This is a genomic window from Qipengyuania sp. SS22, from assembly GCF_025736935.1.
GTDB lineage: Bacteria > Pseudomonadota > Alphaproteobacteria > Sphingomonadales > Sphingomonadaceae > Qipengyuania.
Map to the genome: position 1 here is coordinate 1175617 of NZ_CP107048.1, position 24980 is coordinate 1200596.

Here is a 24980-nt window from a genome sequence, read left to right on the forward strand (position 1 = left end):
GGCCTAGCATCGACCGACAAGACACAAGAGGGGCTTCACTTCATGCAAATCGTGCGCACCATCGGTTGGGTCCTGCTGCTGTTTTCGCTGCTGGCCTTCAGCTTTTTCAATTGGAAGCCGGTCGAAGTGCAGATCTGGTCGAACCTCGTGCTCGAGACCAAGCTGCCCGCGCTGGTGATCATTTCCTTCCTGCTCGGCTTGGTGCCGATGTGGCTGGTTCACCGCGCCAGCAAATGGCGCGCGCAGCGCCGCATCAATGCGCTGGAGGCGGCGACCACTCGCCTGACAACCCCGGCAGCGGCACCCGCGCCAGCGCCGGCGCAAATGCCCACCGCCGAGACACCCGCGAGCGACCTGCCGCCCGAACCGGTCAACCCGGTCGACCCCGAGCCGTCAAAACCCGCATGACCAATCCGATCTATCTTGCACTCGACGTTCCGCACCTGCGCGACGGCCTCGATCTGGCCAAGAAGGTCAAGGGCCATGTCGGCGGAATCAAGCTGGGGCTCGAATTCTTCTGCGCACACGGCGCGCACGGTGTGCATATGATCGGCCAGCTCGGCCTGCCGATCTTCCTCGACCTCAAGCTCTACGACATCCCCAACACCGTCGCCGGCGCGATGCAGGCGATCCACGTGCTCGAACCCAGCATCGTCACGGTGCATGCCAGCGGCGGGCGCGCCATGCTGGAAGATGCCAAGGCGGCCGCAGGAGAGAATACCAGGGTCGTCGGCGTCACCATGCTCACCAGCATGGACGATCGCGACCTTGCGCGCACGGGCATCGCGGGCAGCGCGCACGATCATGTGAAGCGCCTCGCCGAACTGTCGCATGAAGCGGGTCTCGACGGGATCGTCTGCTCGGGTCAGGAAATGAAGGCGGTTCACGACCAGTGGAAGGACGGCTTCTTCGTCGTTCCCGGCCTGCGCCCCGCAGGCAGCGCGGTAGGTGACCAGAAACGCGTCGTCACCCCGCGCCAGGCCCGCGACGATGGAGCTAGCGTCCTCGTGATCGGCCGCCCGATCAGCCGCGCCGACGATCCAGCGCAGGCCGCGCGCGATATCGAAGCGACGCTGTAGGACATCCGATGTCGGTTCAGATCAAGATATGCGGGCTCTCGACGCCCGAAACCGTGGACGCCGCGATCGAAGCGGGCGCGACGCATATTGGGCTCGTGCATTTCGAACCCTCACCGCGCCATGTCGCGCTCGACCAAGCCCGGGAACTGCGTGAGCGAGCCCGCGGCAAAGCCAAGGCGGTGCTGCTGCTGGTCAATGCCGATCCCGAGCTGACCGGGCGCGCTCTCAATGCGATCCAACCCGACATCATCCAGTTCCACGGCAGCGAGACGCCCGAATGGATCGGCGGCATCCGCCGCAGCCTGCCCTATGAAGTGTGGAAGGCGGTCGGGCTGAAAGACGCGGGCACGCTGACCCGCAGCGAAAAATATATCGGCAAGGTCGATCGCCTGCTGTTCGATGCCCCCGCCAAGAAGCTGCCCGGTGGCAATGGCACTGTCTTCGACTGGTCGCTGCTCGCCGGGCACGATCACAAGATCGACTGGGCGCTGGCGGGCGGCCTCACGGCGGACAACGTCGCTGAGGCGATCCGTGCGACCCAGGCACCGCTGGTCGACACCTCGAGCGGGGTGGAAAGCGCGCCCGGGGTCAAGGATCCGCAGCGTATCGCCGACTTCTGCCGCGCCGCGCGGAGCGCCTGACCCACCGCTTGAATAGGTGCGGTCCGGAGTCCTGATGCTCTGCAAAATAGCAAAGCTGTCTCGACTTCGGCTTCCAGCGACGGCAAGGGGAAGGCGATGACCGAAACCACCCCCAACTCCTACCGCACCCAGCCCGACGAGCGCGGGCATTTCGGCGATTACGGCGGGCGCTATGTCGCCGAAACGCTGATGCCGCTGGTGCTCGATCTCGAGCGCGAATATCGCGCAGCGCAAGCCGATCCCGAGTTCCAGCGCGAGTTCGACGATTTGCTCGAACATTATGTCGGCCGCCCCAGCCCGCTCTATTTCGCCGAGCGGCTGACCGAGGCGGTCGGGGGGGCGCAGATCTGGTTCAAGCGCGATGAACTCAATCACACCGGCGCGCACAAGATCAACAATTGCATCGGGCAGATCCTGCTGGCGATCCGCATGGGCAAGACGCGCATCATTGCCGAAACCGGCGCGGGCCAGCACGGCGTGGCCACCGCCACCGTCTGCGCGCGCTTCGGCCTGCCCTGCGTGGTCTACATGGGCGCGGAAGACGTCCGGCGGCAGTCGCCCAATGTCTTCCGCATGAAGCTACTCGGCGCCGAAGTGGTGCCCGTGACCAGCGGGCGCGGCACGCTCAAGGACGCGATGAACGAAGGGCTGCGCGACTGGGTCGCGAACGTCCACGACACATTCTACATCATCGGCACCGCCGCGGGGCCGCATCCCTACCCCGAGCTTGTCCGCGACTTCCAGAGCGTGATTGGCAAGGAAGCGCGGCAGCAGATGCAGGACCGCATCGGTCGCCTGCCCGACCTGCTGGTCGCAGCGATCGGCGGCGGCTCCAACGCGCTCGGCCTGTTCCACCCCTTCCTCGACGACGCGGACGTGAAGATGCTCGGCGTGGAAGCGGCCGGTTATGGCCTCGATGGCGACCAACATGCTGCCAGCCTGCTCGGCGGCTTCCCCGGCGTACTCCACGGCAACAAGACCTATCTGCTGCAGGACGAGGACGGCCAGATCACCGAGGGTCACTCGATCAGCGCGGGTCTCGACTATCCGGGCATCGGCCCCGAACACGCGTGGCTCAAGGACATGGAGCGGGTCGAATATACCGCCGTCACGGATGAGGAAGCGCTGGAAGCCTTCCAGCTCCTGTGCCGCACCGAGGGCATCATCCCCGCGCTGGAGCCGAGCCACGCGATTGCCGCGGTGACGAAGGTCGCGAAAGACATGCCCAAGGACAGCGTGATCCTCGCCAATCTGTGCGGACGCGGCGACAAGGACATCTTTACGGTGGCCGAGAAGCTCGGGGTGGAGATTTGACGACGCACTGTTGCGACATGATGCGGGAGAATGTCGAAAAAACGTGTTCAGAGCATCCAGATCGCTCGGAGTGCCCCGATTGTCTTATCGAATTCAATCCTGAATTCGAACGATACGGTATCCTGATTCATGACGGCGGCTCGTCGATGATTGCGATCAATTTCTGTCCCTGGCGTGGGACTGATCTCAGAATTGGACAATGACAAGCGTAGCATCTTTCGTCACCCCGGACTTGATCCGGGGTCCAGCTACTTCCACCGCGGCGCTCAAGGCAGCGGGACCCCGGCTCGGGGGCCGGGGTGACGAAAAGTGGATTGGCGCTGTCCTACACGGCCATGTCCGTGCCATGGGAAACGCATGAACTTTCGCCATTTCCTCCCTCCCGCCGCACCCACAGCAGTCCGCTTGCCCCCTCCAGCTTTTTCCTCCTTGGACAGTGTAACACCCGGTCCATGTCTCAGACTTCTGCCGAGCTAGATGAACGAACCTGACCTTATGAGCACCTCTACCCGCCTCTCGAATGCCTTTGCCAAGCCACACCCGGCGCTCGTCTGTTTCCTTACCGCAGGCGACGGCGATACCGCAGCCAATCTCGACGCGCTGGTCGCGGGCGGCGCCGATGTGATCGAGCTGGGGATGCCCTTCACCGATCCGATGGCCGATGGTCCCGCGATCCAGCAGGCCAATATCCGCTCGCTCGGCAAAGGCACGACGACCGCCGATGTGCTGCGCATCGCGACCGCGTTCCGCGAACGTCATCCCGAGGTGCCGCTGGTGCTGATGGGCTATGCCAATCCGATGATCCGCCGCGGGCCCGAATGGTTCGCGCAAGCCGCGAAGGATGCGGGCGTCGACGGCGTGATCTGTGTCGACATCCCGCCCGAGGAAGACGACGCGCTCGGCCCCCAACTGCGCGCTGCGGGAATCGCCCCGATCCGGCTCGCCACGCCGACCACCGACGACCAGCGCCTGCCCGCGGTCGTCGATGGCAGCGAAGGCTTCCTCTACTACGTCGCGGTCGCGGGTATCACCGGCATGCAGCAGGCGGCGATCGAATCGATCGAAGCCAATGTCAGCCGAATCAAGGCGGCGACCGACATTCCGGTCGCGGTCGGCTTCGGTGTGCGCACGCCGCAGCAGGCCGCCGAGATCGCACGCGTGGCCGATGGCGTAGTGGTGGGTTCGGCGCTGGTCGAACTGGTCGCCGAGCATGATACGGACGCGCCTGCCAAGCTACGCGCTTTGGCTTCATCGCTTGCCGAAGCGGTGCGATCAGCCCGCTAGTTCGTCGCCCCTGCGCAGGCAGGGCCCAGATAACGCATGCGGTGTGCCCGACGATCGCTCAGCTGGATCCCTGCCTGCGCAGGGATGACGCTCTCTGCCAATCCGCTGCCTATTTGAGCTTTGTGACAACCCGACTATAGGCCCATCGCATGAACTGGTTCACGCGCGTCCGCAATTCGATCACCTCGCTGTCCAAGCGCAGCACCGAGAAAGACCTGTGGGTCAAGTGCCCCAGTTGTCAGCAGATGGTGTTCGCGCAGGAATATGAAGAGAACTCCTATGTCTGCCCGCGCTGCGACCACCACGGCCGCATTGGTGCCGACGAGCGCCTGCGCCAGCTGCTCGACGAAGGGTTCGACGTCCTCCCCATCCCCGATGTGAAGGAAGACCCGCTCAAGTTCCGCGATACCGCGAAATATACCGATCGTCTCAAGAAGGCGCGCGCCAAGAGCCCGCACAAGGATGCCTTCCTCGTCGGTTCGGGTGCGATCGAGGGCAAGCCCGCGGTCGTCGGCGTACAGGATTTCGGCTTCATGGGCGGGTCGATGGGCATGGCGGTGGGCACTGCCTTCTGCCAGGGCGCCGAGCGTGCGCTGTCGCGGCATTGCCCCTATATCGTGGTCACCGCGGCGGGCGGTGCGCGGATGCAGGAAGGCATTCTCAGCCTGATGCAGATGCCCAAGGCAACCGTGATGACGCGCCGCCTGAAGGAAGCCGGGCTGCCCTATATCGTGGTGCTGACCGATCCGACGACCGGCGGCGTTACCGCCAGCTACGCCATGCTGGGCGACGTGCATATCGCAGAACCCGGCGCACTGATCGGTTTCGCGGGCCAGCGGGTGATCCAGGATACCATCCGTGAACAACTGCCCGATGGCTTCCAGCGCGCCGAATATCTGCACAAGCACGGCATGGTCGACATGGTGGTGCACCGTCACGATCTGACCGATACGCTGGCGACGTTGCTCGATTACCTGGCGCCCGCCGAGGCAGCCTGACGCGCAGCATGCGGGATTTCGCCCGCTCCGACAACCCTGCTGTGCAGCGCCAGTTCGACCGGCTGGGCCGCCTGTCCGTTCCCGATGGCCGGCTCGGCCTCGAGACGATCCGCGCGCTGCTCGACCGGCTCGGCAATCCGCACTTGCGGCTCCCCCCGGTGTTCCATGTCGCCGGGACCAATGGGAAAGGGTCGACCTGCGCCTTCCTGCGCGCGATGCTGGAGGCGCAGGGGTACCGCGTCCATGTCACCACCAGCCCGCATCTGGTGCGCTATAACGAACGCATCCGGCTGGCTGGAACCCTGATCGAGGACGCGCGGCTGGCGGAATTGCTGGGCGAAATTCTCGATAAGGGCGAGGATCTGAGCCCCAGCTTCTTCGAAGTGACCATCGCCGCCGCGTTCACCGAATTCGCGCGCGTGCCTGCGGATGCCTGCGTGGTCGAAGTGGGGCTCGGTGGGCGGTTCGATGCCACGAATGTGCTGGAGCCGGGCGTGCTTGCCGCCTGCGGTATCGCCGCGCTCGGGATCGATCACGAGCGCTTCCTGCTGATGCCCGAAACCGGTGCCCCGGCAGAGCCGCTCGCGCGGATTGCCTTCGAGAAAGCGGGTATCGCCAAGCCGGGTATTCCGCTGGTGTGCGTGTCGTATCCGGGCGATGCGCGCGACGAGGTTGTAGCCGCCGCTGCGCGCGTTGGAACGCCGCTCGCGATGCGTGGCGCGGAATGGGATACCGAGGTCGCCGGGGAGCTACGGTACCGAGACGAACGCGGTGAACTGGCCCTGCCGCTCCCGGCGCTGCCGGGTGCGCACCAAGCGCAGAATGCCGCGCTGGCAGTGGCCATGCTTCGCCATCAGGACAAGCTCCCTGTCTCGCCCGCTGCGATGGCGCAAGGCCTGGCGCAGGCGCGCTGGCCCGCGCGGCTACAGCGGCTTGCAGACGGCCCTCTGGTCGGAGCTCGCGAAGTCTGGCTCGATGGGGGACACAATCCCGACGCCGGCAGGATGCTTGGCCAGCATTTCGCCGGACAACAGCTGCACCTGATCATCGGCATGCTCGACGCCAAGGATCCCGAGGCGCTGACCGGACCACTCGCGTCCAGTATCGCAAGCGTTGCGGTAGTCCCCGTCCCCGGCCACGATTGGCACAGGGGTACGGCATTCGGTCCCCAAGCGGTAAGCCAGCCGGACGTCGCGACCGCGCTTGCCGACCTGCCCGAAGACGGCCTGCCCGTGCTGATCGCAGGCTCGCTCTATCTCGCGGGTGAAGTCCTGCGGCTCAACGCGGAACTGCCCGACTAGGCGGGCGTCATTCGGCTGGTACGGCCTCGCCCGCTTCGGGCGCCACGATCCCCGCCGATCCCTTCCCGCGGCTTTCGCGGTACCATTCGACGCACACCAGCACCGCTGCGCCAAGCCCGATCCAGGTGGTGAGGATAAAGACGTCGTAATAACCCTGGTTCTCGATCATCTCGCCCAGCGCTCCGCGACCCAACGTTCCGACCAGCAGGGTGAGCGAGGAGAGCAGCGCATATTGCACCGCGCTGAACTTCTTCGACACGATTGATGATAGCCACGCGATGTAAGCCGCGCCGGCGATCCCGATCGCCAGGTTTTCGAACCCGATGGTGATGGTCAGCTTGGCAAGGTCGGCGTCGCCGATCCCGGGCACCTGTTCGATCAGATAGGTGAAGCCAACCGCATCGCTGAAGGCCTGCATATTGGCGCCGCCTAGCGCCATGTCGGCATAAAGCAGATTGGTCAGCGCAGCGAGCAGCCCGCCGATCAGCAGCGTGGCCATGCGTCCGATGGTGGTAAGCATCAGCCCGCCCAGTGCCAGCCCCGCGATGATCGCCCCGATGCCGAAGAACTTGGACGCAAACGCCACGTCGTCATTGGTGTATTCGAGCTCGCCGAGATAGAACGGATAGGCAAACGTCCCCCAGATCGCGTCGCAGATGCGATAGGTGAGCACCACCGCGAAGATCAGCACCAGCGACCAGCCCATCCGCCCGACCAGTTCCACCAGTGGCAGCACCAGCGCGCGATAGAGGTGATCGAGGGCATAGGATCCCCCGCTCGCCGGCGGCGCGTCATGCGTCAGCAGGTGCCTGCCGGTCTTCTTCTGCCCCGAAAGCCACCCTGCAATGAGCGAAGGAAGGATGATCGTCGCGACAATGATCCACGGCCCCCAGGTGACGGTGAACTCGGTCGGATTGGGACGATCTGCGGGCGCATAGGTCATCGACATGATCATGAAGGCCAGCACCGCGCCAATCGCGGCGGCCCACAACAGACCGACCGCTGCCAATGCCCGGTTGCGGATTGCCGGAGCAAGCTCGCCCGCCTTGCGCAGCGCGCGAACCTGTTCGTCACCCTCTGTCAGTTCGGCCGCACCCTCGGCATTGGGCGCGAGCAGACCGACGGCACCCACTCCCAGCAATATCCCGCCCATCATCATATATGTTTCGGGCCAGCCAATCCGCGCGGCGATGATCAGCCCGAGCGCGCCGCCCACCAGTGACGATAGCCGGTAGCCCATCTGGTAAACGGTCGAGAGGATGTCGATCGTCGCCACCTCGTCCGCCACGTCGATACGCCAGGCGTTGATCGCGATGTCCTGCGTGGCGCTGGCGAAAGCGCCGATCCCGGCCAGCAGCGAGAACATGCCCAGCTGCGTGCGCGGTTCGAGCAGGCTCATGGTGATCAGGATTGCCCCGAGCAGCAATTGCATCGGGACGATCCACTGCTTGCGCTTGCCGAGGCGGCGCAGCAACGGAATGTCGACCTTGTCGATCAACGGCGACCACAGGAACTGGAAGGCATAGGCCAGCCCGATGAGCGAGAAGATGCCCATCGTCTCAAGGTCGACCTCGGCCTCGGTCAGCCAGGCGAACAAGGTGCCGAGGAACAGCGCAAAGGGAAGCCCGCTGGCGAAACCGAACAGCAGCATGAAACCGGTCTTGCGATTGCCCAGGGCCAGGCCCAGCGCGCGCCAGGCGGAGATCTTTTTTGTTTCTTCGGCGACCGCGGCCATTCCCTAGCGTCCTTCCTATTCGACGAATTTTTTGCGACACTAGCGACGAGTGAGAGCGAGGAACAGGCGTCATGAACGATGTCGACACCAAACATTTCGAGCGCCGTCCCACCGATGGCATGCTGGCCCTGGCCAAGGATATCGCCACGGGGTGCAAACGCGATGCGTCGGAGGCAACCACCGTCCCCGCGAGCGTCTATATCGACCCCGATTACTGGGCGCGCGAGAAGGCCGCGATCTACGACCGCCTGCCGCAGATCCTGTGCCCTTCCGCGCTGCTACCCGATCCGGGCATGGCGGTGCCTCATGATGCCACCGGGCGCCCGTTGCTGATCACGCGCGATGCCGCGGGCGAAGCGCATGTCTTCCTCAACGTCTGCCGCCACCGCGGCACGCGGCTGGTCGAAGGCAGCGATGTCCAGTGTACCAAGAAGCTCGTCTGTCCCTATCACGCCTGGACTTATGCGGTTGATGGGAGGCTGCTAGCCCTGCCTCGGCCCGATACCTTTCCCGGTTTGGACAAGGGCGATTACGGCCTCGTCGAATTGCCGAGCAGGGAGACCGGCGGCCTGATCTGGTTCTGCCCGCAGGAAGAAACCGCCGACTTCACCGTGGCCGAGACCATCGGCGAAGATTTCGATGCGCTGGGCATGGGCGAACAGGTGCTGTTCCGCCGCAAGACGCATGAAGTCGCGGGAAACTGGAAGCTCATTATGGATGCCTTCCTCGAAAGCTATCATGTCACCCGCCTGCACGCGAAGACCATCGGACCTTTCTTCAAGGACGGCGCGACCAGCGGCGACATGATCGGCCCGCATGCGCGCAGCGCGGTCGGGCGGCTGGAGGAAATGGCCGATGTCGATCTCGAAGACATGGCCGCGCTGCGCCGCGTCGTGACCTATGCCTATCAGCTGTTGCCCGGCGCGCTGATCATCCCCAGCCCCGACTACATCAATGTCATGGTGATGATGCCGCAGGCGCATGACCGCACGCTGGTCGAGGATTTCATGTTGATCCCCGAACACCCTTCGACCGACAAGGCACGCGATCACTGGGAACGCAGCTGGGCGCTGCTCGATGGCGGGGTCTTCGCGGGCGAGGATTTCCGCGCTGCCGAGCTTGGCCAGCAAGGCCTGGCGACGGGCGCGGTACCGCAGCTGACGCTGGGCACGATGGAAGGCGGCATCCGGCGCTATCACGAGACCGTCGAGGAGGCTCTGCGGGCCGCGACCTAGCCGCCCGACAGCTAGCGCTTCCGCTGCATTGCACTTGTGTGTATTGGCGCGGCCATGGCCGACAATCGACTACCCGAAGAAGGCGACCGGATCGCCAAACTGCTAGCCCGTGCGGGCATCGCCAGTCGCCGCGAGATCGAACGGATGATCGCCGACGGGCGCATCGCGATCGCGGGCAAGGTGCTGGACACACCCGCGGTCAAGCTGGCGAATCTCAACGGCGTTACCGTCGATGGCAAGCCCGTGGGGCAGGCCGAAGCGGCGCGATTGTTCGCCTTCCACAAGCCCTCCGGCCTGATCACCGCCGAGCGCGATCCTGCCGGTCGCCCGACGATTTACACCGCCTTGCGCAACGCCCTGCCCCGCGACACGGGCCGCGTGATGCCGGTGGGTCGTCTGGACTTTACGACCGAGGGTCTGCTGCTGCTCACCAATGATGGCGAGTTGAAGCGGGCGATGGAGCTGCCCTCTTCGGCCATCCCGCGGACCTATCGTGCGCGCGCCTTTGGCGACGTCACGCAGGCACAGCTCGACGATTTGATCGAAGGCATCGAGATCGACGGTCTGCGCTATGGCCGGATCGAAGCCGATCTCGAACGCGGCTCGGGCAAGAACCGCTGGATTCAGCTGACGCTGACCGAAGGCAAAAACCGTGAAGTCCGGCGCGTGCTCGAACATCTCGACCTCAAGGTGAATCGCTTACTGCGCACCGCCTATGGCCCGTTCGAACTGGCCGATCTTCCGCGCGGGCAGGCAGTCGAAATTCGCCAGGCCGATGTCGAACGGTTCCGCAAACAGCTCAAGCGCGGGGGCCAGCTTTGAGAATCATCGCGGGCGAATGGCGCGGGCGTAAGCTGGTCGCACCCCCGGGAGACCTCACCCGCCCCACCGCCGACCGGACGCGCGAGACGCTGTTCAACATGCTCGCCAGCCGCATTGGCAGTTTCGATGGTCTGTCAGTGCTCGATCTGTTCGCCGGTTCGGGCGCATTGGGGCTCGAAGCGCTGTCACGCGGAGCTGGATCCTGCCTGTTCGTCGAACAGGACGCCCAGGCGGTAAAGGCAATCCGCACCAATATCGACACCTTCGATGCGCGGCCGCGCTGTGTGGTGCAGCAAGCCTCGGTCATGAGCCTGGGTCCCGCCAAGGCGCCGCATGATTTGATACTGCTCGATCCACCCTACGAAACGGGAGCGGGTTTTGTCGCGCTCGAGCGTCTCACTCGGCTTGGCTGGATCGGATCCGCGACGTGGATCGCGCTCGAAACTGGCGCAAAGGAGGCCAGCGCCATGCGCAGGCTCGAACTGGTTGCCGAGCGGAAGACCGGCAAGGCGAAGATTTCGCTGCTCCGCCTCGCCGGATAATTCACGACACGATCACATCGGATCGGCGGCGTCAGAGTCCATATCGGTCATTTGATCCGGCTCTGCCATCGGCTCGTCCGCGCTTGGCGCCACCTGGGTCGCGGCTTGTGCCTCGATCTGCATCCAGGCTTGCGCCTGCTGCTCGGCAGGCAACCCGCTCACGGTGAGTTTATTGGCATCAGAAATGCGCCAGAACAATTCCCGGCGTTCGGGGGTAAGCGACCAATAATAGCTCTGCACTTCGCCCGGCCACGCATCGAACTGTCCCTGCAGTTCGACCGGCCAGGAGTCGTAGGATGCCTGCTGCTCTGCGGAGAGACCCATGTTGGTCTCCGCAGTCACCGCTTCATCGGAAGTCGCATCTGCCGACACGTCCTGCGCAATGGTGGGGATCGACAAGGAGGCGAGCGCGCCGCCGGCGACGAAGTAGAATGTCTTACGCATCATAAGTCCTTTCATTTGGGGGCGTGACGAGGCCCGTCCAGCGGCCCATCGGAGATGCGCTCGCTGTATACGACACCAACGCCGCTCCTGCCGATCGGCCCCGGTGCCAAACCCGCCTCCGCCACGCCCGGTCGCCAAATGTGCCCAAAATGCGGCAGCTTGCGAGCGCGCATGCAAAAAGGGCGAGATTGCCGTCAGCAATCCCGCCCTTCGAACGTCATGTACGCAATTCGTAGTGGCTACGCAGCTCAGGGTGGGCTTATGAACCCGGGTTCTTGGCAGGCAGCTTGCCCGGAATCTCGCTCGCGGGCTGACCCGGCCAGTATTCGAGCGGGCGGTTGCCCGTCTTGTTCTTGGCCCAGCTGTTGATGCAGCCGTCTTGCTGCATGCTATCGCACACGGGCAGATTTTCTCCCGAAGCCGCTGTGTACCCGGCCGGAGGAGACTGGCTGACTTCCTTGCTGACGAAACGCGGTGCGGTCGATGCCGAGGCTCTTGCGATGGATTCCATCGGCGTCGCGCCAGGACCAATTTGTGCGGCCACCTGCGCCCAGGCCTGCGCGCGGGCTGCGGGCGCCATTTCGTAAATGCGCACACGCTGGGCGTCGGTAAGCACCCACCAGCCCTCGGTCTGTGCGGGGGTGAGGGTCCAGTAATATTGCTGCACATCGCCGGGCCAGCCATCATAGGCGCTTTGCCGGTCGGCGGGCCAGGCATCATACATAGCCTGCTGGTCTGCCGACCACGCGTAGGCCTCGCCCTCCATGTGGTGATCTGCCAGCGCCGGGGCGGCGGTAAAGGCCAGCGCAGCGGCGCCGGCAAGGATAAGATTACGCATCGGAGATTGCTCCATTTGTCGTTGTCATCGCCGAATCTACGCAGCGAATGGGTGGTCGGTTCCGGTGGATGTCTGCGCGCGGGGCTTGTCTTGCGACCATGCGTTCCCTAGCTGTTCCGAACCTTCATGACCGATCTACCCATCCCGTCCGACGCGCCCGACGATGCGCAGCTTCCCGCCTATGCAGCGCGCTTGAACGCCCCCCAGCGCGAGGCCGTTCTCACCACCGAAGGCCCCGTGCTGATGTTGGCCGGAGCGGGCACCGGCAAGACCGCGGCGCTAACCGCACGGCTGGCACATCTCATCGCAACGCGCCGGGCATGGCCGAGCGAAATCCTCTGCGTCACCTTCACCAACAAGGCCGCACGCGAGATGCGCGAGCGCGTGGGGCGGCATATCGGCGATGCGGTCGAAGGCATGCCCTGGCTTGGCACCTTCCACTCGATCGGCGCGCGCATGCTGCGCCGCCATGCCGAACTGGTCGGGCTCAAGAGCAATTACACGATCATCGATCCGGACGACCAGTTGCGGCTGTTGAAGCAGCTGATCCAGGAGAACGATCTCGACGAGAAGCGTTGGCCCGCGCGCCAACTCGCCGGCCTGCTCGACCGCTGGAAGAATCGCGGGCTCAACCCCGGCGATCTCGATGCAGTGGAGAACGAAAGCTATGCCAATGGCCGCGGGGCGCAGTTTTACAAGCTCTACCAAGACCGCCTGAAAGCGCTCAACGCCTGCGATTTCGGCGACCTGCTGCTACATATGCTCAACATTTTCCGCGAGCATCACGACGTGCTGGCGCAATATCAGCAGCGCTTCAAATATATCCTCGTCGACGAATATCAGGACACCAACCAAGTCCAGTATCTGTGGCTGCGCCTGCTTGCCCAGACACGCAAGAACATCTGCGTGGTGGGCGACGACGACCAGTCGATCTATTCATGGCGCGGCGCAGAAGTCGCCAATATCCTCAAGTTCGAAAAGGATTTTCCCGGCGCGGCGGTGGTCAAGCTCGAGCAGAACTATCGCTCCACCCCGCAGATCCTCGGGGCGGCATCGGGGCTGATCAACGCCAATAGCGAACGGCTCGGCAAGACGCTGTGGACCGAGCTTCCGGCGGGCGAGAATATCCGCGTAATCGGCGTATGGGACGGACCCGAGGAAGCCCGCCGCGTGGGCGAGGAGATCGAGCGGCTGGAACGCGAAGGCGCGCCGCTCGACCAGATCGCGATCCTCGTACGTGCGCAGTACCAGACACGCGAATTCGAAGACCGGTTCATCCAGATCGGCCTCAATTACCGCATCGTCGGGGGCTTCCGCTTCTACGAGCGTGCCGAAATTCGCGATGCGCTGGCCTATCTGCGCACTATCGCCCAGCCCGCCGACGACCTCGCTTTCGAGCGGATCTACAACCAGCCCAAACGCGGGCTTGGCGCGAAGACACTGGAAGCCATGCGCCGCCACGCACGGCGTACACAGATGCCGCTGACCGCCGCCAGCCTCGACCTATGCGACACCGACGAATTGCCCGCGCGCGCGAAGAACAATCTCGTCGCGCTGCTCGGCCAGTTCGTCCATTGGCGCGAGCAGGTGGACAAGGTCACACCGTCCGAACTGCTGCGCCGCGTACTCGCCGAAAGCGGCTATGAAGACATGCTCCAGAAGGATCGCAGCGGGGAAAGCGCCGGGCGGCTGGAAAACCTCACCGAACTCGCTCGCGCGATGGAGGAATACGACACGCTCGGCGATTTCCTCGAGCATGTCGGGTTGGTGATGGACAATGACCGCGCTGGCGACGGCGAGAAGGTCACCATCATGACCATGCATGCCGCCAAGGGGCTCGAATTCGATCACGTCTTCCTACCAGGTTGGGAGGAAGGCGTCTTTCCCAGCCAGCGCGCGATCGACGAAGGCGGACTCGCCAGTCTCGAGGAAGAGCGCCGCCTCGCCTATGTCGCCATTACCCGCGCCAAGCGCCGCTGCACCATCCTGCACGCGGCCAACCGGCGCATTTACGGCCAATGGACCAGTTCGATCCCGAGCCGGTTCATCGAGGATTTGCCCGAGGAATATCTCACCAGAGAAACTACCATGACCGGCGGCGCTTCGCTGTGGCGGGCGAACTGGAGCGAGACCGAAGACCCCTTCGCGCATGTCTCGACCAGCCGACCCGATCGTTCGGGAGCCCGCGGTCCTGGGTGGCAGCGAGCGCTATCGTCGGGCTATGACACGACGCCCAAGCGCCTCGCCGAGCCCGGCCGCAGTGCGGCGAGCTTTGCCGCGCAACCCCGCAGCGACATCTCGATCGGCGCGCGCGTGTTCCACGACAAATTCGGCTATGGCTGCGTGACCGATCAGGAAGGCAACAAGCTGACGATCGAGTTCGAGAAGGCGGGCGAAAAGCGCGTACTCGACAGTTTCGTCAAGCTGGCTGACGATTAGGGCAGTTTGAAAGGCACCGTCGCACGCGGCTGTCCTGCGCATGCGCAGGACATGATTTGGCTGCGCGAAGGTCTCTGATCAGATCGCGGAAACGTCGAGGAAGCCCGGCCGCGGCCCGTTCCACTCACCCGACGCAACAGAGTCGCTGTCCTCGTCGCGGCGTTTGCGCGGTTCGCCCTTGGGCTTCGCCTTGCGCGCAGGCTTTTCGCGCGGCGCATCGTCCTCGTCGCGCGGCTTGCGGCTGCGCTTGGGCTTTGCCTCGTCCGCGGGTGCCGAAACTTTCTCGGGTGCCGAGGCCTTCTCCGGTGCAACCGCCTTCTCGGCGGGCTTGGCGCTGCTTTTCTCGACCAGATCGACACGGACATCGCTCTTGCCGAATACCGGAACTTCCGCACCGGTCAGCTTCTCGACATTGGCGATCGCCTCGGCATCTTCCTCGGCGACGAGGGTGAAGGCGCGGCCCTTGGCACCGGCCCTGCCCGTGCGTCCGATGCGGTGGACGTAATCGTCCGGATGCCACGGCGTGTCGAAGTTGAAGACGTGGCTGACACCCTTGATGTCGAGCCCGCGCGCGGCAACGTCCGATGCGACGAGAATATTCACCTCACCGGCCTTGAACCGCTCGAGTTCCTTGAGCCGGTTCGACTGGTCCATGTCGCCGTGGATTTCGCTCGACGCGAAACCATAGCTTTGCAGGCTCTTGTTGAGCTCGCGCACGGTGGTCTTGCGATTGGCAAAGATGATCGCGGTTTCGACATGGTCGTGTTCGAGCAGCCAGCGCAGCGTGTCGCGCTTCTGACGCGCCTTTACGGGCACCTTGAACGCGGTGATGTCCTTGTTCGTGGTCGCGGCACGGCTGACTTCGATCCGCTTGGGATTGTCGAGAAACTTCTTGGCCAGCTTTTCGATCGGCGGCGGCATCGTCGCCGAGAACAGCATGGTCTGGCGTGCGTCGGGCAGCTTCGAGCAGATGAACTCGATATCCGGGATGAAGCCCATGTCGAGCATACGATCGGCTTCGTCGATCACCAGCAGTTCGCAGCCGTTGAGCAGGATCTTGCCACGCTCGAACAGGTCCATAAGGCGGCCCGGCGTGGCGATCAGCACGTCGACGCCATCGTTCAGCGCCTTGACCTGGTCGCCCATCTGCACGCCGCCAATCAGCAGCGCGAGCTTGAGATCGTGGTTCTTGCCGTATTTTTCGAAATTCTCTGCCACCTGCGCGGCGAGTTCGCGCGTCGGGGCAAGGATAAGGCTGCGCGGCATCAGCGCGCGGCGACGGCCGCTCGCCATGATGTCGATCATCGGCAGCACGAAGCTCGCGGTCTTGCCGGTGCCCGTTTGGGCGATGCCAATGATATCCTTCATCATCAGCACCGGCGGAATCGCCTCGCGCTGGATGTCGGTCGGCTCGGTATAGCCAGCTTCGCTTACTGCCCTGAGCAAGTCTTCGGAAAGGCCGAGATCGGCAAAAGTCATGCGGTTCGAAATTGTCCCTGGAACATAGGCCGACAACAAGCTGCGCGTCCGCAACATCGGCTGGGCGCGCCCTTCGCCGGAAATACGCCGAAAGTCAAGAAATCACGCTGCGAAACGCGGCTCACCGGTCGTCGGTAACCGCCACAAGGCGATTGAGGTTGGAAATGCGACACTTCGCGCCGGCGCGCGACAACAGGCGATCGCGATCGACACAGAGCTTACCGTCGTCATTTTGCTCGACATAAAAGCCGAGGTAGAAATCACGCGGACTGCAGCTTTTCTCAAGCTCGGCAGTAATGATCTGGCGGTTGCGCATATACATCACCAGCCGGCTGTCACGGTCGGATACGCCGATGATGTCGCTCGCATCGACGCAACTGCCGTAAGGTCGTTCGACGAGCCGCGGCGGCGGAGCCTGGCGCGGCAGTTCGGTCAGAAAGCTGCGCCGCATGCTGCCGGGCTGCGGGCTGATCCGCAGGATGACGCGGCGCTCGATCCGCACCTGGTTGGCAACCGGTATGCCGCGGCTGTCGGTAAACCCGGTCCAGATCGTGCCGCGTGCCGATAGCGCATCGACATCCACGCGAGCACTCTGCGAAACCCGAGCCTGGTGCACGGCCGCGTCCTCTCCCGCGCCTGACGGCGTGCCCAATGCGACGAGCATGGCAAAGAGAGGGGACAGCAAGGGCATGGGCTTCGTTCGAACGCTCCTCGGCCGCAGGTCGATTGACGTGCGGGAAGTTATAGCGATGCCTGATGCGCCCCCACGCTTGAATGCGGGCTTAATTGTTCTGGCCCGATTGGCAAGTGGTGGCATTCGCCCGTCCATCTATGGCAAGGATGCGGCAGATGACCGTGACCGACACCTTTTGCGCCGCCGCCGCCGATATTCTCGGGCCACGCGGGTTCACCCGCGATCCCGAGCTGGTGGAACCCTGGCTAACCGACTGGCGGGGACGGTACACCGGCAAGGCGGTGGGCCTGGCCTCGCCTGCGTCGACCGATGAGGTCGCCCGCTTCGTCACACTATGCGCGGCGCACCAGATGCCGATCGTCCCGCAGGGCGGGAACAGCGGCATGTCGGGCGGCGCCACGCCCGACGATAGCGGGAGGAGCGTATTGCTTTCGCTGCGCCGAATGGATGCGATCCGGGATTTCGATGTCGCTGCACAGCAGATTACCTGCGACGCTGGCGTCGTGCTCCAGACGCTGCACGAGACCGCCGACGCGCAAGGTCTGCGCTTTCCGCTTACGCTTGGCGGCAAGGGTTCGGCCACTGTGGGCGGCCTCATCTCGACCAATGCCGGGGGAACGCAGGTCCTGCGCCACGGCACGATGCGCGCGCAGGTGCTCGGGATCGAAGCGGTGCTGGCCGATGGCGAAATATTCTCCGGCCTGGTCCCGCTCAAGAAGGACAATCGCGGGTTCGACCTCAAGCAGATGCTGATCGGGTCCGAAGGGACATTGGGCATCGTCACCGCCGCAACCTTGCGGCTGGTGCCGCAAATCGGTGAGCGCCGTGTTGCATGGGTCGGCCTGCCCAGCATCTCGGCAGCGCGCGCATTGCTGCGCCACTGCGAGAAGGTCGCGGGCGAGGCGCTGGAGGGGTTCGAGGTGCTGCCCGGCCACTGCCTCGAATCGGTTCTGGCGCATGTTCCCACCGCGCGAAGCCCTTTGGGCGGCACCCATGGCTGGCATGCGCTGGTGGAACTGGTTGCGGATCAGGGTGACACAGGACAGCTGGACGGGCTGGTCGCCAAGGTATTCGAGAGTGCGATGGAGCACGGTCTGCTCGAGGATGCCGTCATATCATCCAGCGAGGCGCAGGCCGAAGCCTTCTGGCATATACGCGACAGCATCTCCGCAGCGGAGCGCGCGATCGGCCCGGCGATGCAGCACGACATTTCGGTGCCGGTGGCGCGGATGGCCGAATTTGTCGAGACGGTGGCACCGCAGGTGGAAGAACGGTTCCCCGGCTCGCGCGCGGTCGGTTTCGGGCATCTGGGAGATGGCAATATCCACTTCCACGTTCTCGCCCCCGCCGGTGCCGTGCGCGGCGAATGGGAATTGGGCGACGGAAAAGCGATCAGCGCCTTCGTGCATGACCGGGTGACCGATTTCGGCGGATCGCTCAGCGCGGAACACGGCATTGGCCAGATGAAACGCGATGAACTCGGGCGATTGGGCAATCCGGTGGCGCTCTCGCTGATGCGTAAGGTCAAGCAGGCGCTCGATCCGCAGGGGATACTCAACCCGGGCAAACTGGTGCCGCTTGCACCGCACGCCGCAACGCCGTAAAGCGCCCGCTTCGTGTGCTTGCCCATCGGGTTTGCCGCTCAATCCAATCGAATTTCGGAGAGTTCCATGGCCAGCGCGCCGCAGCCCAATCTGCCCCTGTTCTTCAAAGACCTGATGCCGCTTAACAGCAAGGACCATGCGAATTATCGCTCGCGTCCGATGACCAAGGCACCGTGGCTCGCCAAGCAGCATGCCGTGCCGCTGACCGTCGACGAGTTCGTCCAGGCGCAGCGCGATATGCCGATCGTCTTCTCGACCGGCCCCGATGCTGTTCCGCTGGCGCTGATGGGCCTCAATGACGGCGTCAACACTTTCGTCGACGAAGAAGGCTCCGTTACCGAGCAGGTCTACATCCCGGCCTATGTCCGCCGCTATCCGTTCATGCTCGCACGGCTCAAGCCCGACAGCGACGACCTGTCGCTGTGCTTCGACCCGACCGCGGAGAACATCGGCGAGTTCGAAGAAGGCCAGGCCTTGTTCGAAAATGGCGAGGCCAGCGAAGGTACCAAGCAGATCCTCGAATTCTGCGAGCAGTTCGAGCATGCGGGCCAGCGCACGCAGAACTTCATGAAGGAACTGAAGGATCACGACCTTCTCATGGAAGGCGAGATCGCGATCACCCAGGACGGTAGCGACAAGCCGTTCGTCTATCGCGGGTTCCAGATGATCAATCAGGAAAAGCTGCGCGAGCTGCGCGGCGACCAGCTGCGCAAGTGGACCGAAAACGGCCTGCTGCCGCTGATCTGGGCGCAGATCTTCTCGATGGACATGATGCGTACGATCTTCGGACGTCAGCTCCAGCAGGGCAAGGTGCCGATGCCCGACGCCGCGACTGCCGGTGTCCCGACTGCCTAAAAATCCGAGCAAGGGCGCGCGTCTTGTCATGAGGCGCGCGCCCTCGCCCCGCCTCTTGCGCACGCTCCCTGCTTGCGCGGTGCTGGCACTGGCGCTTCCGGGAACGCATGCGGACGCGCAGCAGCACTCCGCCGAGACACGCGAACTGCAGCCGCTCGAAGTTTTCCAACGTAGCGAAGACCTGCTGTTTGGCGTCGGCTATCGCCTGGCAACGGCCAACGCCGATTTCTGCCCGCAGACCGTGCGAGTCTCGGGGATGCTGATCCACGACGCGGAAAGCTATGGTGACCCGATCGCCGTGCGCCGCCGGTTCGGCTTGCATGGCGACATCGGTGTACAGGCGGTCGCTCCCGCGTCTCCGGCAGCCGCGGTGGGGATAGGCCGCAACGACACGATTCTGGCCATCAATGGCCAGACAATCGCGCAGGACTGGCCGAAAACCGATCCTCGCTGGCAGCGCGTATTCGGCCTGCGTGATGCAATCGACAGCGCGCTCGCCCTGGGAGCGCTGGACATCACCTGGCAGGCACCCGGGGGCACGATACGCACCGCGACGATCGAAGGCGTGGACGCGTGCCCGACGCGGTTCGAACTCATAGATTCGAAAAGCAACGCCGCCGCTGATGGCGAGCGTGTGCTTGTTGGGGAAGAATTTCCCGGCCTTGCCTATGATGAAGCCGCCTTCGCCGCAGCGATTGCGCATGAAATGGCGCATAATATACTTCGTCATCCGCAGACCTTCCGCGAGATCGGCTGGAAGCGGAAGCTTGTCCGCCTGTCCGAACGCGATGCCGACCGCCTGATGCCCTGGTTGCTGCACAACGCTGGCTACGATCCCGATGCGGCGATCGATTTCATGCGTCGCTGGGGGCCCAAGCATGGCGGATGGATCTTCCGTAAACGCTCGCACGACGGGTGGGATGAACGCGTTGAATTCATCGAGGCGGAACTGGCGACGATCGAGACGGCCAAGCAGTCGAGAACGGATGGGCGCGCCGATTGGTCGATGTTTTTCAAGGAAGAGCTACCAAGAGAGCTTCCAAAAAAGTAACACATTTGGTGATTACGAAGTAACACCGCCCCGGTGCTTCCCCTTCCAAGCCTTGTCGACTTCTGCCAGAACCGCCCCGAACGGACTGATGGAGAACTCCTTGCCCACTATCGTACCAGTCGTACTGTGCGGGGGGAGCGGCACCCGGCTCTGGCCGCGTAGCCGCTCGGCCAAACCGAAGCCTTTCATTCCGCTTCTCGGCGAGCAGACACTCTACCAGGCCACGCTCCAGCGCTGTTCGGATCGCACCCGGTTTGCCCGTCCGCTGGTGGTGATCGGCGAGAAACATCTGGAGTTCGCCAAGCCGCAGGCTGCCGATATCGCGCCCGATGCGCAGTTCGTCGTCGAACCCATGGGGCGGAACACGGCGCCAGCGATCGCGCTGGCCGCACTGGCGCTCGACGCGGGCGACATCATGCTCGTCTGCCCCAGCGACCACCACATTATCGATCGCCAGGCGTTCGAAGCCGCCGCCGAGGCCGCCGCCGAGTTGGCGAGCCAGGATTGGCTGGTGGCTTTCGGCATCGAGGCGACCGCTCCCGAGACCGGCTATGGCTATATCCGTCGCGGCGAAGCGCTTGGTGGAGGCCACCATGTGCACAGCTTCGTCGAAAAGCCCGACCTGGAAACCGCGCTCGGCTTTCTCGCCCAGGGTGGTTACGCCTGGAATGGCGGGATTTTCGCCTTTCGTGCGGGTCATTTCCTGTCCGAACTCGCCAAGCATCGACCCGCAATGGCCGAATCCGCAACCGCGGCTTTTGAAAGCCGTGCCGCCGGGAGCGAAGACTTTCGTCCCGATGCGGACCATTTCGCTGCGATTGCGCCGGAATCGGTCGATTACGCGATCATGGAAAACACCGATCGGGCAGCCATGGTCGATGTTTCGATGGGGTGGTCGGACATCGGCAATTGGGACGCACTGCTGCAGCAACGCAAAACCGCCGATGATGACAATGTCGTCGTCGGGCCGGGAGAGATCATCGGTGCGCAGGGCGCAATGATCGACAGCGACGGGCCGCATGTCACATTGATCGGGGCCGACAATATCGTCGTGGTCGTCGATGGCGAGGACATCCTCGTGACCAACCGCGATTCGGTCCAGCGCGTGGGCGAGGCGAGCCGGTGCAAGAACCAATGATCCGCAAGCTTCCCACCCGCTTCGTGGATAAGGTCTGGGGAGTAGAGCGGCTGCCCGCCCCCTTCCCGCACCCTTCTGACCAGCCCATTGGCGAAGTCTGGTTCGAACCCCCGCCCGAGCTCGACCAACTACTGGTCAAATATATTTTCACCAGCGAGCGGTTGTCCGTTCAGAACCACCCCAGCGACGAACAGGCCGAAGCGATGGGCCTCGCAGACGGCGGCAAGAGCGAATGCTGGGTCATTCTCGATGCCGAACCCGGTGCCTCCATCGCGGTGGGGTTCCGCGAGGACATTACTCCGGAAGACATGCGCAAGTCCGCTCTCGACGGCACGATCCTCGACAAGCTCGTCTGGCACGAGGTTCGGCGTGGCGATGCTTTCTACATCCCCGCAGGCACGGTCCACGCCATTGGCGGCGGGATCAGCCTCCTCGAGGTGCAGCAAAACAGCGACATCACCTTCCGGCTGTTCGATTACGGCCGGCCGCGCGAGCTCCATCTGGACCAGGGTGTCGAGGTCGCGACTACGGGACCCTACCCGCCCGATCTCAGCACGCGGATGGATGACGACGCCGGGTTATTGGTCGATGGGCCCCATTTCCGGCTGTTCTATTGGCAGAGCAACACGTCGGCTCCCCTCCCCGCGATCGCGCAAGCGCCGTCCATCGTGATACCGTTGTCGGGCGAAATCACGCTCGATGGGCAGCCGCTCGGCGCAGGAGAATGCGCGCTGGTCGAGGATCTCGGCTCGGCGTCACGCGCAGGGGATAGCCTGCTCCTGATTGCCCAGCCGACTGCATCGTCCTGATCCGAAACTGTCGGACTGCTCTCGCTGCGCGCCGAACCGTGTGCACCATAGCCCAAACCGACCCTTGAAATTCGCACGACCCGGCTCCATTTTTACTGTGCCGGCTGGGCCGCCCCTCATGGCCCCCCGGTAGATGCACGCAAGTGCATCTCCTCCCTGAACCTTGGCCACCCCGCGCATATTGCGTGGGGTGGTTTTTTATGGGCGGGCTATTCTGCGGCCTGCGCGATGTGGCCCCGTCGGCCCATTGTCGCGACTTCGGCTCCCAGGGTGCGGACGAGCCCGGCGAGCAGCTTCGCGATTGCCCCGACCCGTGCGCTGGGCTGGTCGAGCCGGGCATCGAGATAGGTGCTGCGGCACACCTCGATCTGCACCGCATGGATACCGCGCGCGGTCTGGCCATAACGATCAAGCACATAGCCGCCCGAATAGGGGCGATTATGCGCCACCCGGCGGCCATTCGTCGCCAGATAGCGAATTGCCAGATCGACCAGCCCGGGGTCGCAGGAGGCACCGAACCGGTCGCCGATGACGAATTCTGCCGGGCGGTCCTGCGGATGGCTCCGTTTGAGCGGAGGCATCGAATGCAGGTCGACCAGCAACGCCACGCCCCAACGATCACGCAACCGCTCCAACTCATGACCCAGAGCGGTATGATAGGGGGTATAGATGCCCTCGATCCACGCATCGAGCTCGGGTTTGGCGAGCGGTCCGCGCCAGATCTCGCCCATGCCGGGGATCCGCCGCGGCACGAGGCCGAGCCCGTTGCGCGACCGGCGATTGGCCAGCGAATGCCGCATTGGCCGGGGCTTTGCGCCGCGCACCATGCCCCAATCGACATCCTCGACCGAACGATTGAGATCGATCATCGCCCGCGGCGCCTCGGCGAGCAGGAGGCTCGCTCCGGTGGCAGAAGCAACCGGCTGCGCGACCGCATCGATATGACGATCCTCGAGCCGCAGACGCGCCTGGTCGGGGTCGCGTAGCGCAGCGAGCACGTCATCGGGATAAGCGCGCCCGCAATGCGGTGCGGCAATCAGAATCGGAATGCTGGGTTCGCCAAACCGGAACAGATTGTAGGACGGCCCCTGCCGTCCCGGTATCTTGCCGCCCGTCAGGTGCTCGACACCCGCCGCTGCTGCTGCCTGCCGTTCACTCATGATCCCATCGTCGGGCCAGCGCCGCAATTAGGCAAGCGCAGATTTCCGGGAGCTTTCGATCGCCCTACCCTCCTAACCAGCATGTGGGCCGGCATTCTCACTCATCCGCGCCCATCAGCCCTACCCGCCCGTTAACAATGCTTGTTTTGGATACATGCTTTTTTAAAGCGCGCGCGCTAAGCAGTTGGCATGACGGAAACAACGACCCAGCGAATCCTGCTCGCCGAGGACGACGATGCGATGCGCGTCTATCTTGAACGCGCGCTCGTCAATGCAGGCTATACAGTCGACTCGGTCGATCGGGGCACTGCGGCCATACCGTTGCTCGAGGAATGCGAATACGATCTGCTGCTCTCGGATATCGTGATGCCCGAGATGGACGGGATCGAACTGGCGCAGCGCTGCAACGAGGTCAGCCCGCATACCAAGGTTATGTTTATCACCGGCTTCGCCGCGGTCACGCTCAAGGCCAGCCGCGAGCAACCGCACGCCAAGGTGCTGTCGAAACCGTTCCACTTGCGCGACCTCGTGCTGGAAGTCGAACGGGTGCTCGACGACCGCATCAGCGCGCGGTTGCAATAGGTCCGAAATAGGGTCTTGCATGGCTTTCAGCGCCCCGCTAAAGGGCGCGCCTGCCCCATGAAAGGGGCACTCGATGGTGCGGGCGTATAGCTCAGTGGTAGAGCACTATGTTGACATCGTAGGGGTCGCAAGTTCAATCCTTGCTACGCCCACCATCGAAGCCTTCGAGGCATGAAAAAGCCCGCCGGAAACGGCGGGCTTTTTTGTTGCGCACTGAGATACTGCTGTTCAGTCTGGTGGGTCTATGTCGGCCGATAAATGGAAGTGAACATCGAATAGATCAAATTTCAAGTTGATCACTCGCTTAGGCCTCGATCAGCGAGCGATCGGCTTGCTGCACCTCCAACGTAACTGATTGCCCTCGTTGAGAAAATCGACGATGGGTTCGTTTCGAAAACAAACCATCGAGAAAGATCAGGGAATGACAAGCGAACGACAGAGGGCGGCAAATCGGCGCAACGCGCAGCTGAGCACCGGCCCTCGAACTCCCGAGGGCCGAGCGATCAGCAGTCGCAACTCCGAACAGCACGGCGTTCTTAGTCAACGGGTAACTACCGACGTAGAAGAGAATGAAATCTACCAACGCATGCTTAACAGTTTCATGGCCGAGTATGGCCCACGGTCCGAAACGGAAATCCTACTTGTTGAAAGGCTTGCGAACTTGTTCTGGCGAGAACGCCGGTTGATTCAAACAGAACGAAGTCAATTATCTATGCAGCAAGACGATGTTCTTGTGGCGGGGAAAGCGAAGGACCAGTCGCTTACTTTGACAGATCAGTTGCTGATTGGTCGATATCAGACGATGCTAACGAACCAAATCAACATAACTATAGCTCAGATAGAAAGGCTGATGCGAAGAGAGCCCGCCGATTAAGATGGGATATCAACAACAATTGGATATTCAAATACTTCTTCGGGATCCGTTCATTCCCGTAT

Annotated in this window: 25 protein-coding genes and 1 tRNA gene; 20 read left to right on the top strand and 6 right to left on the bottom strand. The window is 63.5% G+C overall.

Annotated features, from left to right (window positions below; all coding sequences use genetic code 11):
* Positions 1–42: 42 nt before the first annotated feature.
* From N6L26_RS05725 to N6L26_RS05755, 8 genes are all read left to right on the top strand, one after another.
* Positions 43–408 (top strand): LapA family protein, encoded by a 366-nt coding sequence (locus N6L26_RS05725; RefSeq protein WP_263607077.1) that lies wholly within the window; start codon positions 43–45, stop codon positions 406–408.
* Positions 405–1079 (top strand): orotidine-5'-phosphate decarboxylase, encoded by a 675-nt coding sequence (pyrF, locus tag N6L26_RS05730; protein WP_263607078.1) that lies wholly within the window; start codon positions 405–407, stop codon positions 1077–1079. Before N6L26_RS05725 ends, pyrF begins: the two co-directional genes overlap by 4 nt.
* A gap of 8 nt (positions 1080–1087) precedes the next feature.
* The gene (locus N6L26_RS05735) at positions 1088–1720 is read left to right on the top strand and encodes a phosphoribosylanthranilate isomerase (protein WP_263607079.1); all 633 of its coding nucleotides are present in this window, start codon (positions 1088–1090) and stop codon (positions 1718–1720) included.
* A 96-nt stretch (positions 1721–1816) separates the two neighbouring features.
* On the top strand, positions 1817–3034 hold the full coding sequence (gene trpB / locus N6L26_RS05740; RefSeq protein ID WP_263607080.1) for a tryptophan synthase subunit beta: 1218 nt from the start codon (positions 1817–1819) through the stop codon (positions 3032–3034).
* A gap of 17 nt (positions 3035–3051) precedes the next feature.
* Positions 3052–3237 (top strand): DUF6980 family protein, encoded by a 186-nt coding sequence (locus N6L26_RS13285; protein ID WP_412071344.1) that lies wholly within the window; start codon positions 3052–3054, stop codon positions 3235–3237.
* 292 nt (positions 3238–3529) lie between these two features.
* Positions 3530–4318 carry a tryptophan synthase subunit alpha gene (gene trpA, locus N6L26_RS05745; protein WP_263607081.1) on the top strand — a complete coding sequence of 263 codons (789 nt, stop codon included), beginning with the start codon at positions 3530–3532 and terminating at the stop codon, positions 4316–4318.
* Between the two features lie 149 nt (positions 4319–4467).
* Positions 4468–5316: an acetyl-CoA carboxylase, carboxyltransferase subunit beta gene (gene accD, locus N6L26_RS05750; protein WP_263607082.1), complete on the top strand. Its 849-nt coding sequence runs from the start codon at positions 4468–4470 to the stop codon at positions 5314–5316.
* Positions 5317–5324: 8 nt separating this feature from the next.
* Positions 5325–6617: a bifunctional folylpolyglutamate synthase/dihydrofolate synthase gene (locus N6L26_RS05755; RefSeq protein ID WP_263607083.1), complete on the top strand. Its 1293-nt coding sequence runs from the start codon at positions 5325–5327 to the stop codon at positions 6615–6617.
* Positions 6618–6624: 7 nt separating this feature from the next.
* On the opposite strand, the gene N6L26_RS05760 is transcribed toward N6L26_RS05755, so the two are convergent.
* Positions 6625–8352, bottom strand: coding sequence for an AmpG family muropeptide MFS transporter (locus tag N6L26_RS05760; protein ID WP_263607084.1), 1728 nt, complete (start codon positions 8350–8352; stop codon positions 6625–6627).
* 71 nt (positions 8353–8423) lie between these two features.
* On the opposite strand from N6L26_RS05760, the gene N6L26_RS05765 reads away from it, so the two are divergent.
* Genes N6L26_RS05765 through rsmD form a run of 3 tightly spaced genes read left to right on the top strand, consistent with a single transcriptional unit; the run spans position 8424 to position 10951 of the window.
* Entirely contained in the window at positions 8424–9587 is a 1164-nt protein-coding gene (locus N6L26_RS05765) for an aromatic ring-hydroxylating oxygenase subunit alpha (RefSeq protein WP_263607085.1), read from the top strand.
* A 54-nt stretch (positions 9588–9641) separates the two neighbouring features.
* Positions 9642–10409 carry a pseudouridine synthase gene (locus tag N6L26_RS05770; protein ID WP_263607086.1) on the top strand — a complete coding sequence of 256 codons (768 nt, stop codon included), beginning with the start codon at positions 9642–9644 and terminating at the stop codon, positions 10407–10409.
* On the top strand, positions 10406–10951 hold the full coding sequence (gene rsmD / locus N6L26_RS05775) for a 16S rRNA (guanine(966)-N(2))-methyltransferase RsmD (RefSeq protein ID WP_263607087.1): 546 nt from the start codon (positions 10406–10408) through the stop codon (positions 10949–10951). Before N6L26_RS05770 ends, rsmD begins: the two co-directional genes overlap by 4 nt.
* 12 nt (positions 10952–10963) lie before the next feature.
* Here rsmD and N6L26_RS05780 read toward each other — a convergent pair whose 3' ends face one another.
* On the bottom strand, positions 10964–11398 hold the full coding sequence (locus tag N6L26_RS05780) for a hypothetical protein (protein ID WP_263607088.1): 435 nt from the start codon (positions 11396–11398) through the stop codon (positions 10964–10966).
* Between the two features lie 256 nt (positions 11399–11654).
* On the bottom strand, positions 11655–12233 hold the full coding sequence (locus N6L26_RS05785; RefSeq protein WP_263607089.1) for a hypothetical protein: 579 nt from the start codon (positions 12231–12233) through the stop codon (positions 11655–11657).
* Between the two features lie 126 nt (positions 12234–12359).
* Between N6L26_RS05785 and N6L26_RS05790 the strand changes: the two genes are divergently transcribed.
* Complete coding sequence (locus N6L26_RS05790; protein ID WP_263607090.1) at positions 12360–14672, top strand: ATP-dependent helicase; 2313 nt, start codon at positions 12360–12362, stop codon at positions 14670–14672.
* A 78-nt stretch (positions 14673–14750) separates the two neighbouring features.
* On the opposite strand, the gene N6L26_RS05795 is transcribed toward N6L26_RS05790, so the two are convergent.
* Positions 14751–16151, bottom strand: a complete 1401-nt coding sequence (locus N6L26_RS05795; protein ID WP_263607091.1) for a DEAD/DEAH box helicase — start codon at positions 16149–16151, stop codon at positions 14751–14753.
* Positions 16152–16272: 121 nt separating this feature from the next.
* Positions 16273–16734, bottom strand: a complete 462-nt coding sequence (locus tag N6L26_RS05800) for a hypothetical protein (RefSeq protein WP_263607092.1) — start codon at positions 16732–16734, stop codon at positions 16273–16275.
* 266 nt (positions 16735–17000) lie between these two features.
* Here N6L26_RS05800 and N6L26_RS05805 point away from each other — a divergent pair, with 266 nt between their 5' ends.
* The 5 genes from N6L26_RS05805 to N6L26_RS05825 all read left to right on the top strand — a co-directional run bounded on the left by N6L26_RS05805 (position 17001) and on the right by N6L26_RS05825 (position 22302).
* A complete protein-coding gene (locus tag N6L26_RS05805) occupies positions 17001–18449 on the top strand; it encodes an FAD-binding oxidoreductase (protein ID WP_263607093.1) in 1449 nt (482 codons plus the stop codon).
* Positions 18450–18515: 66 nt separating this feature from the next.
* Positions 18516–19304, top strand: coding sequence for a SapC family protein (locus N6L26_RS05810; RefSeq protein ID WP_263607094.1), 789 nt, complete (start codon positions 18516–18518; stop codon positions 19302–19304).
* A 28-nt stretch (positions 19305–19332) separates the two neighbouring features.
* Positions 19333–20355, top strand: a complete 1023-nt coding sequence (locus tag N6L26_RS05815) for a hypothetical protein (RefSeq protein WP_263607095.1) — start codon at positions 19333–19335, stop codon at positions 20353–20355.
* Between the two features lie 100 nt (positions 20356–20455).
* Positions 20456–21493: a mannose-1-phosphate guanylyltransferase gene (locus N6L26_RS05820; RefSeq protein ID WP_263607096.1), complete on the top strand. Its 1038-nt coding sequence runs from the start codon at positions 20456–20458 to the stop codon at positions 21491–21493.
* Entirely contained in the window at positions 21490–22302 is an 813-nt protein-coding gene (locus N6L26_RS05825; protein ID WP_263607097.1) for a class I mannose-6-phosphate isomerase, read from the top strand. Before N6L26_RS05820 ends, N6L26_RS05825 begins: the two co-directional genes overlap by 4 nt.
* 209 nt (positions 22303–22511) lie before the next feature.
* Here the strand turns inward: N6L26_RS05825 and N6L26_RS05830 are convergent, their stop codons facing one another.
* Positions 22512–23462 (bottom strand): N-formylglutamate amidohydrolase, encoded by a 951-nt coding sequence (locus tag N6L26_RS05830; RefSeq protein WP_263607098.1) that lies wholly within the window; start codon positions 23460–23462, stop codon positions 22512–22514.
* A 189-nt stretch (positions 23463–23651) separates the two neighbouring features.
* Between N6L26_RS05830 and cpdR the strand changes: the two genes are divergently transcribed.
* The 3 genes from cpdR (at position 23652) to N6L26_RS05845 (ending at position 24918) form a co-directional block, all read left to right on the top strand.
* Positions 23652–24044, top strand: a complete 393-nt coding sequence (gene cpdR, locus N6L26_RS05835; protein ID WP_263607099.1) for a cell cycle two-component system response regulator CpdR — start codon at positions 23652–23654, stop codon at positions 24042–24044.
* An 80-nt stretch (positions 24045–24124) separates the two neighbouring features.
* Positions 24125–24199, top strand: a tRNA-Val gene (locus tag N6L26_RS05840).
* Positions 24200–24423: 224 nt separating this feature from the next.
* Entirely contained in the window at positions 24424–24918 is a 495-nt protein-coding gene (locus tag N6L26_RS05845; protein ID WP_263607100.1) for a hypothetical protein, read from the top strand.
* Positions 24919–24980 lie beyond the last annotated feature (62 nt).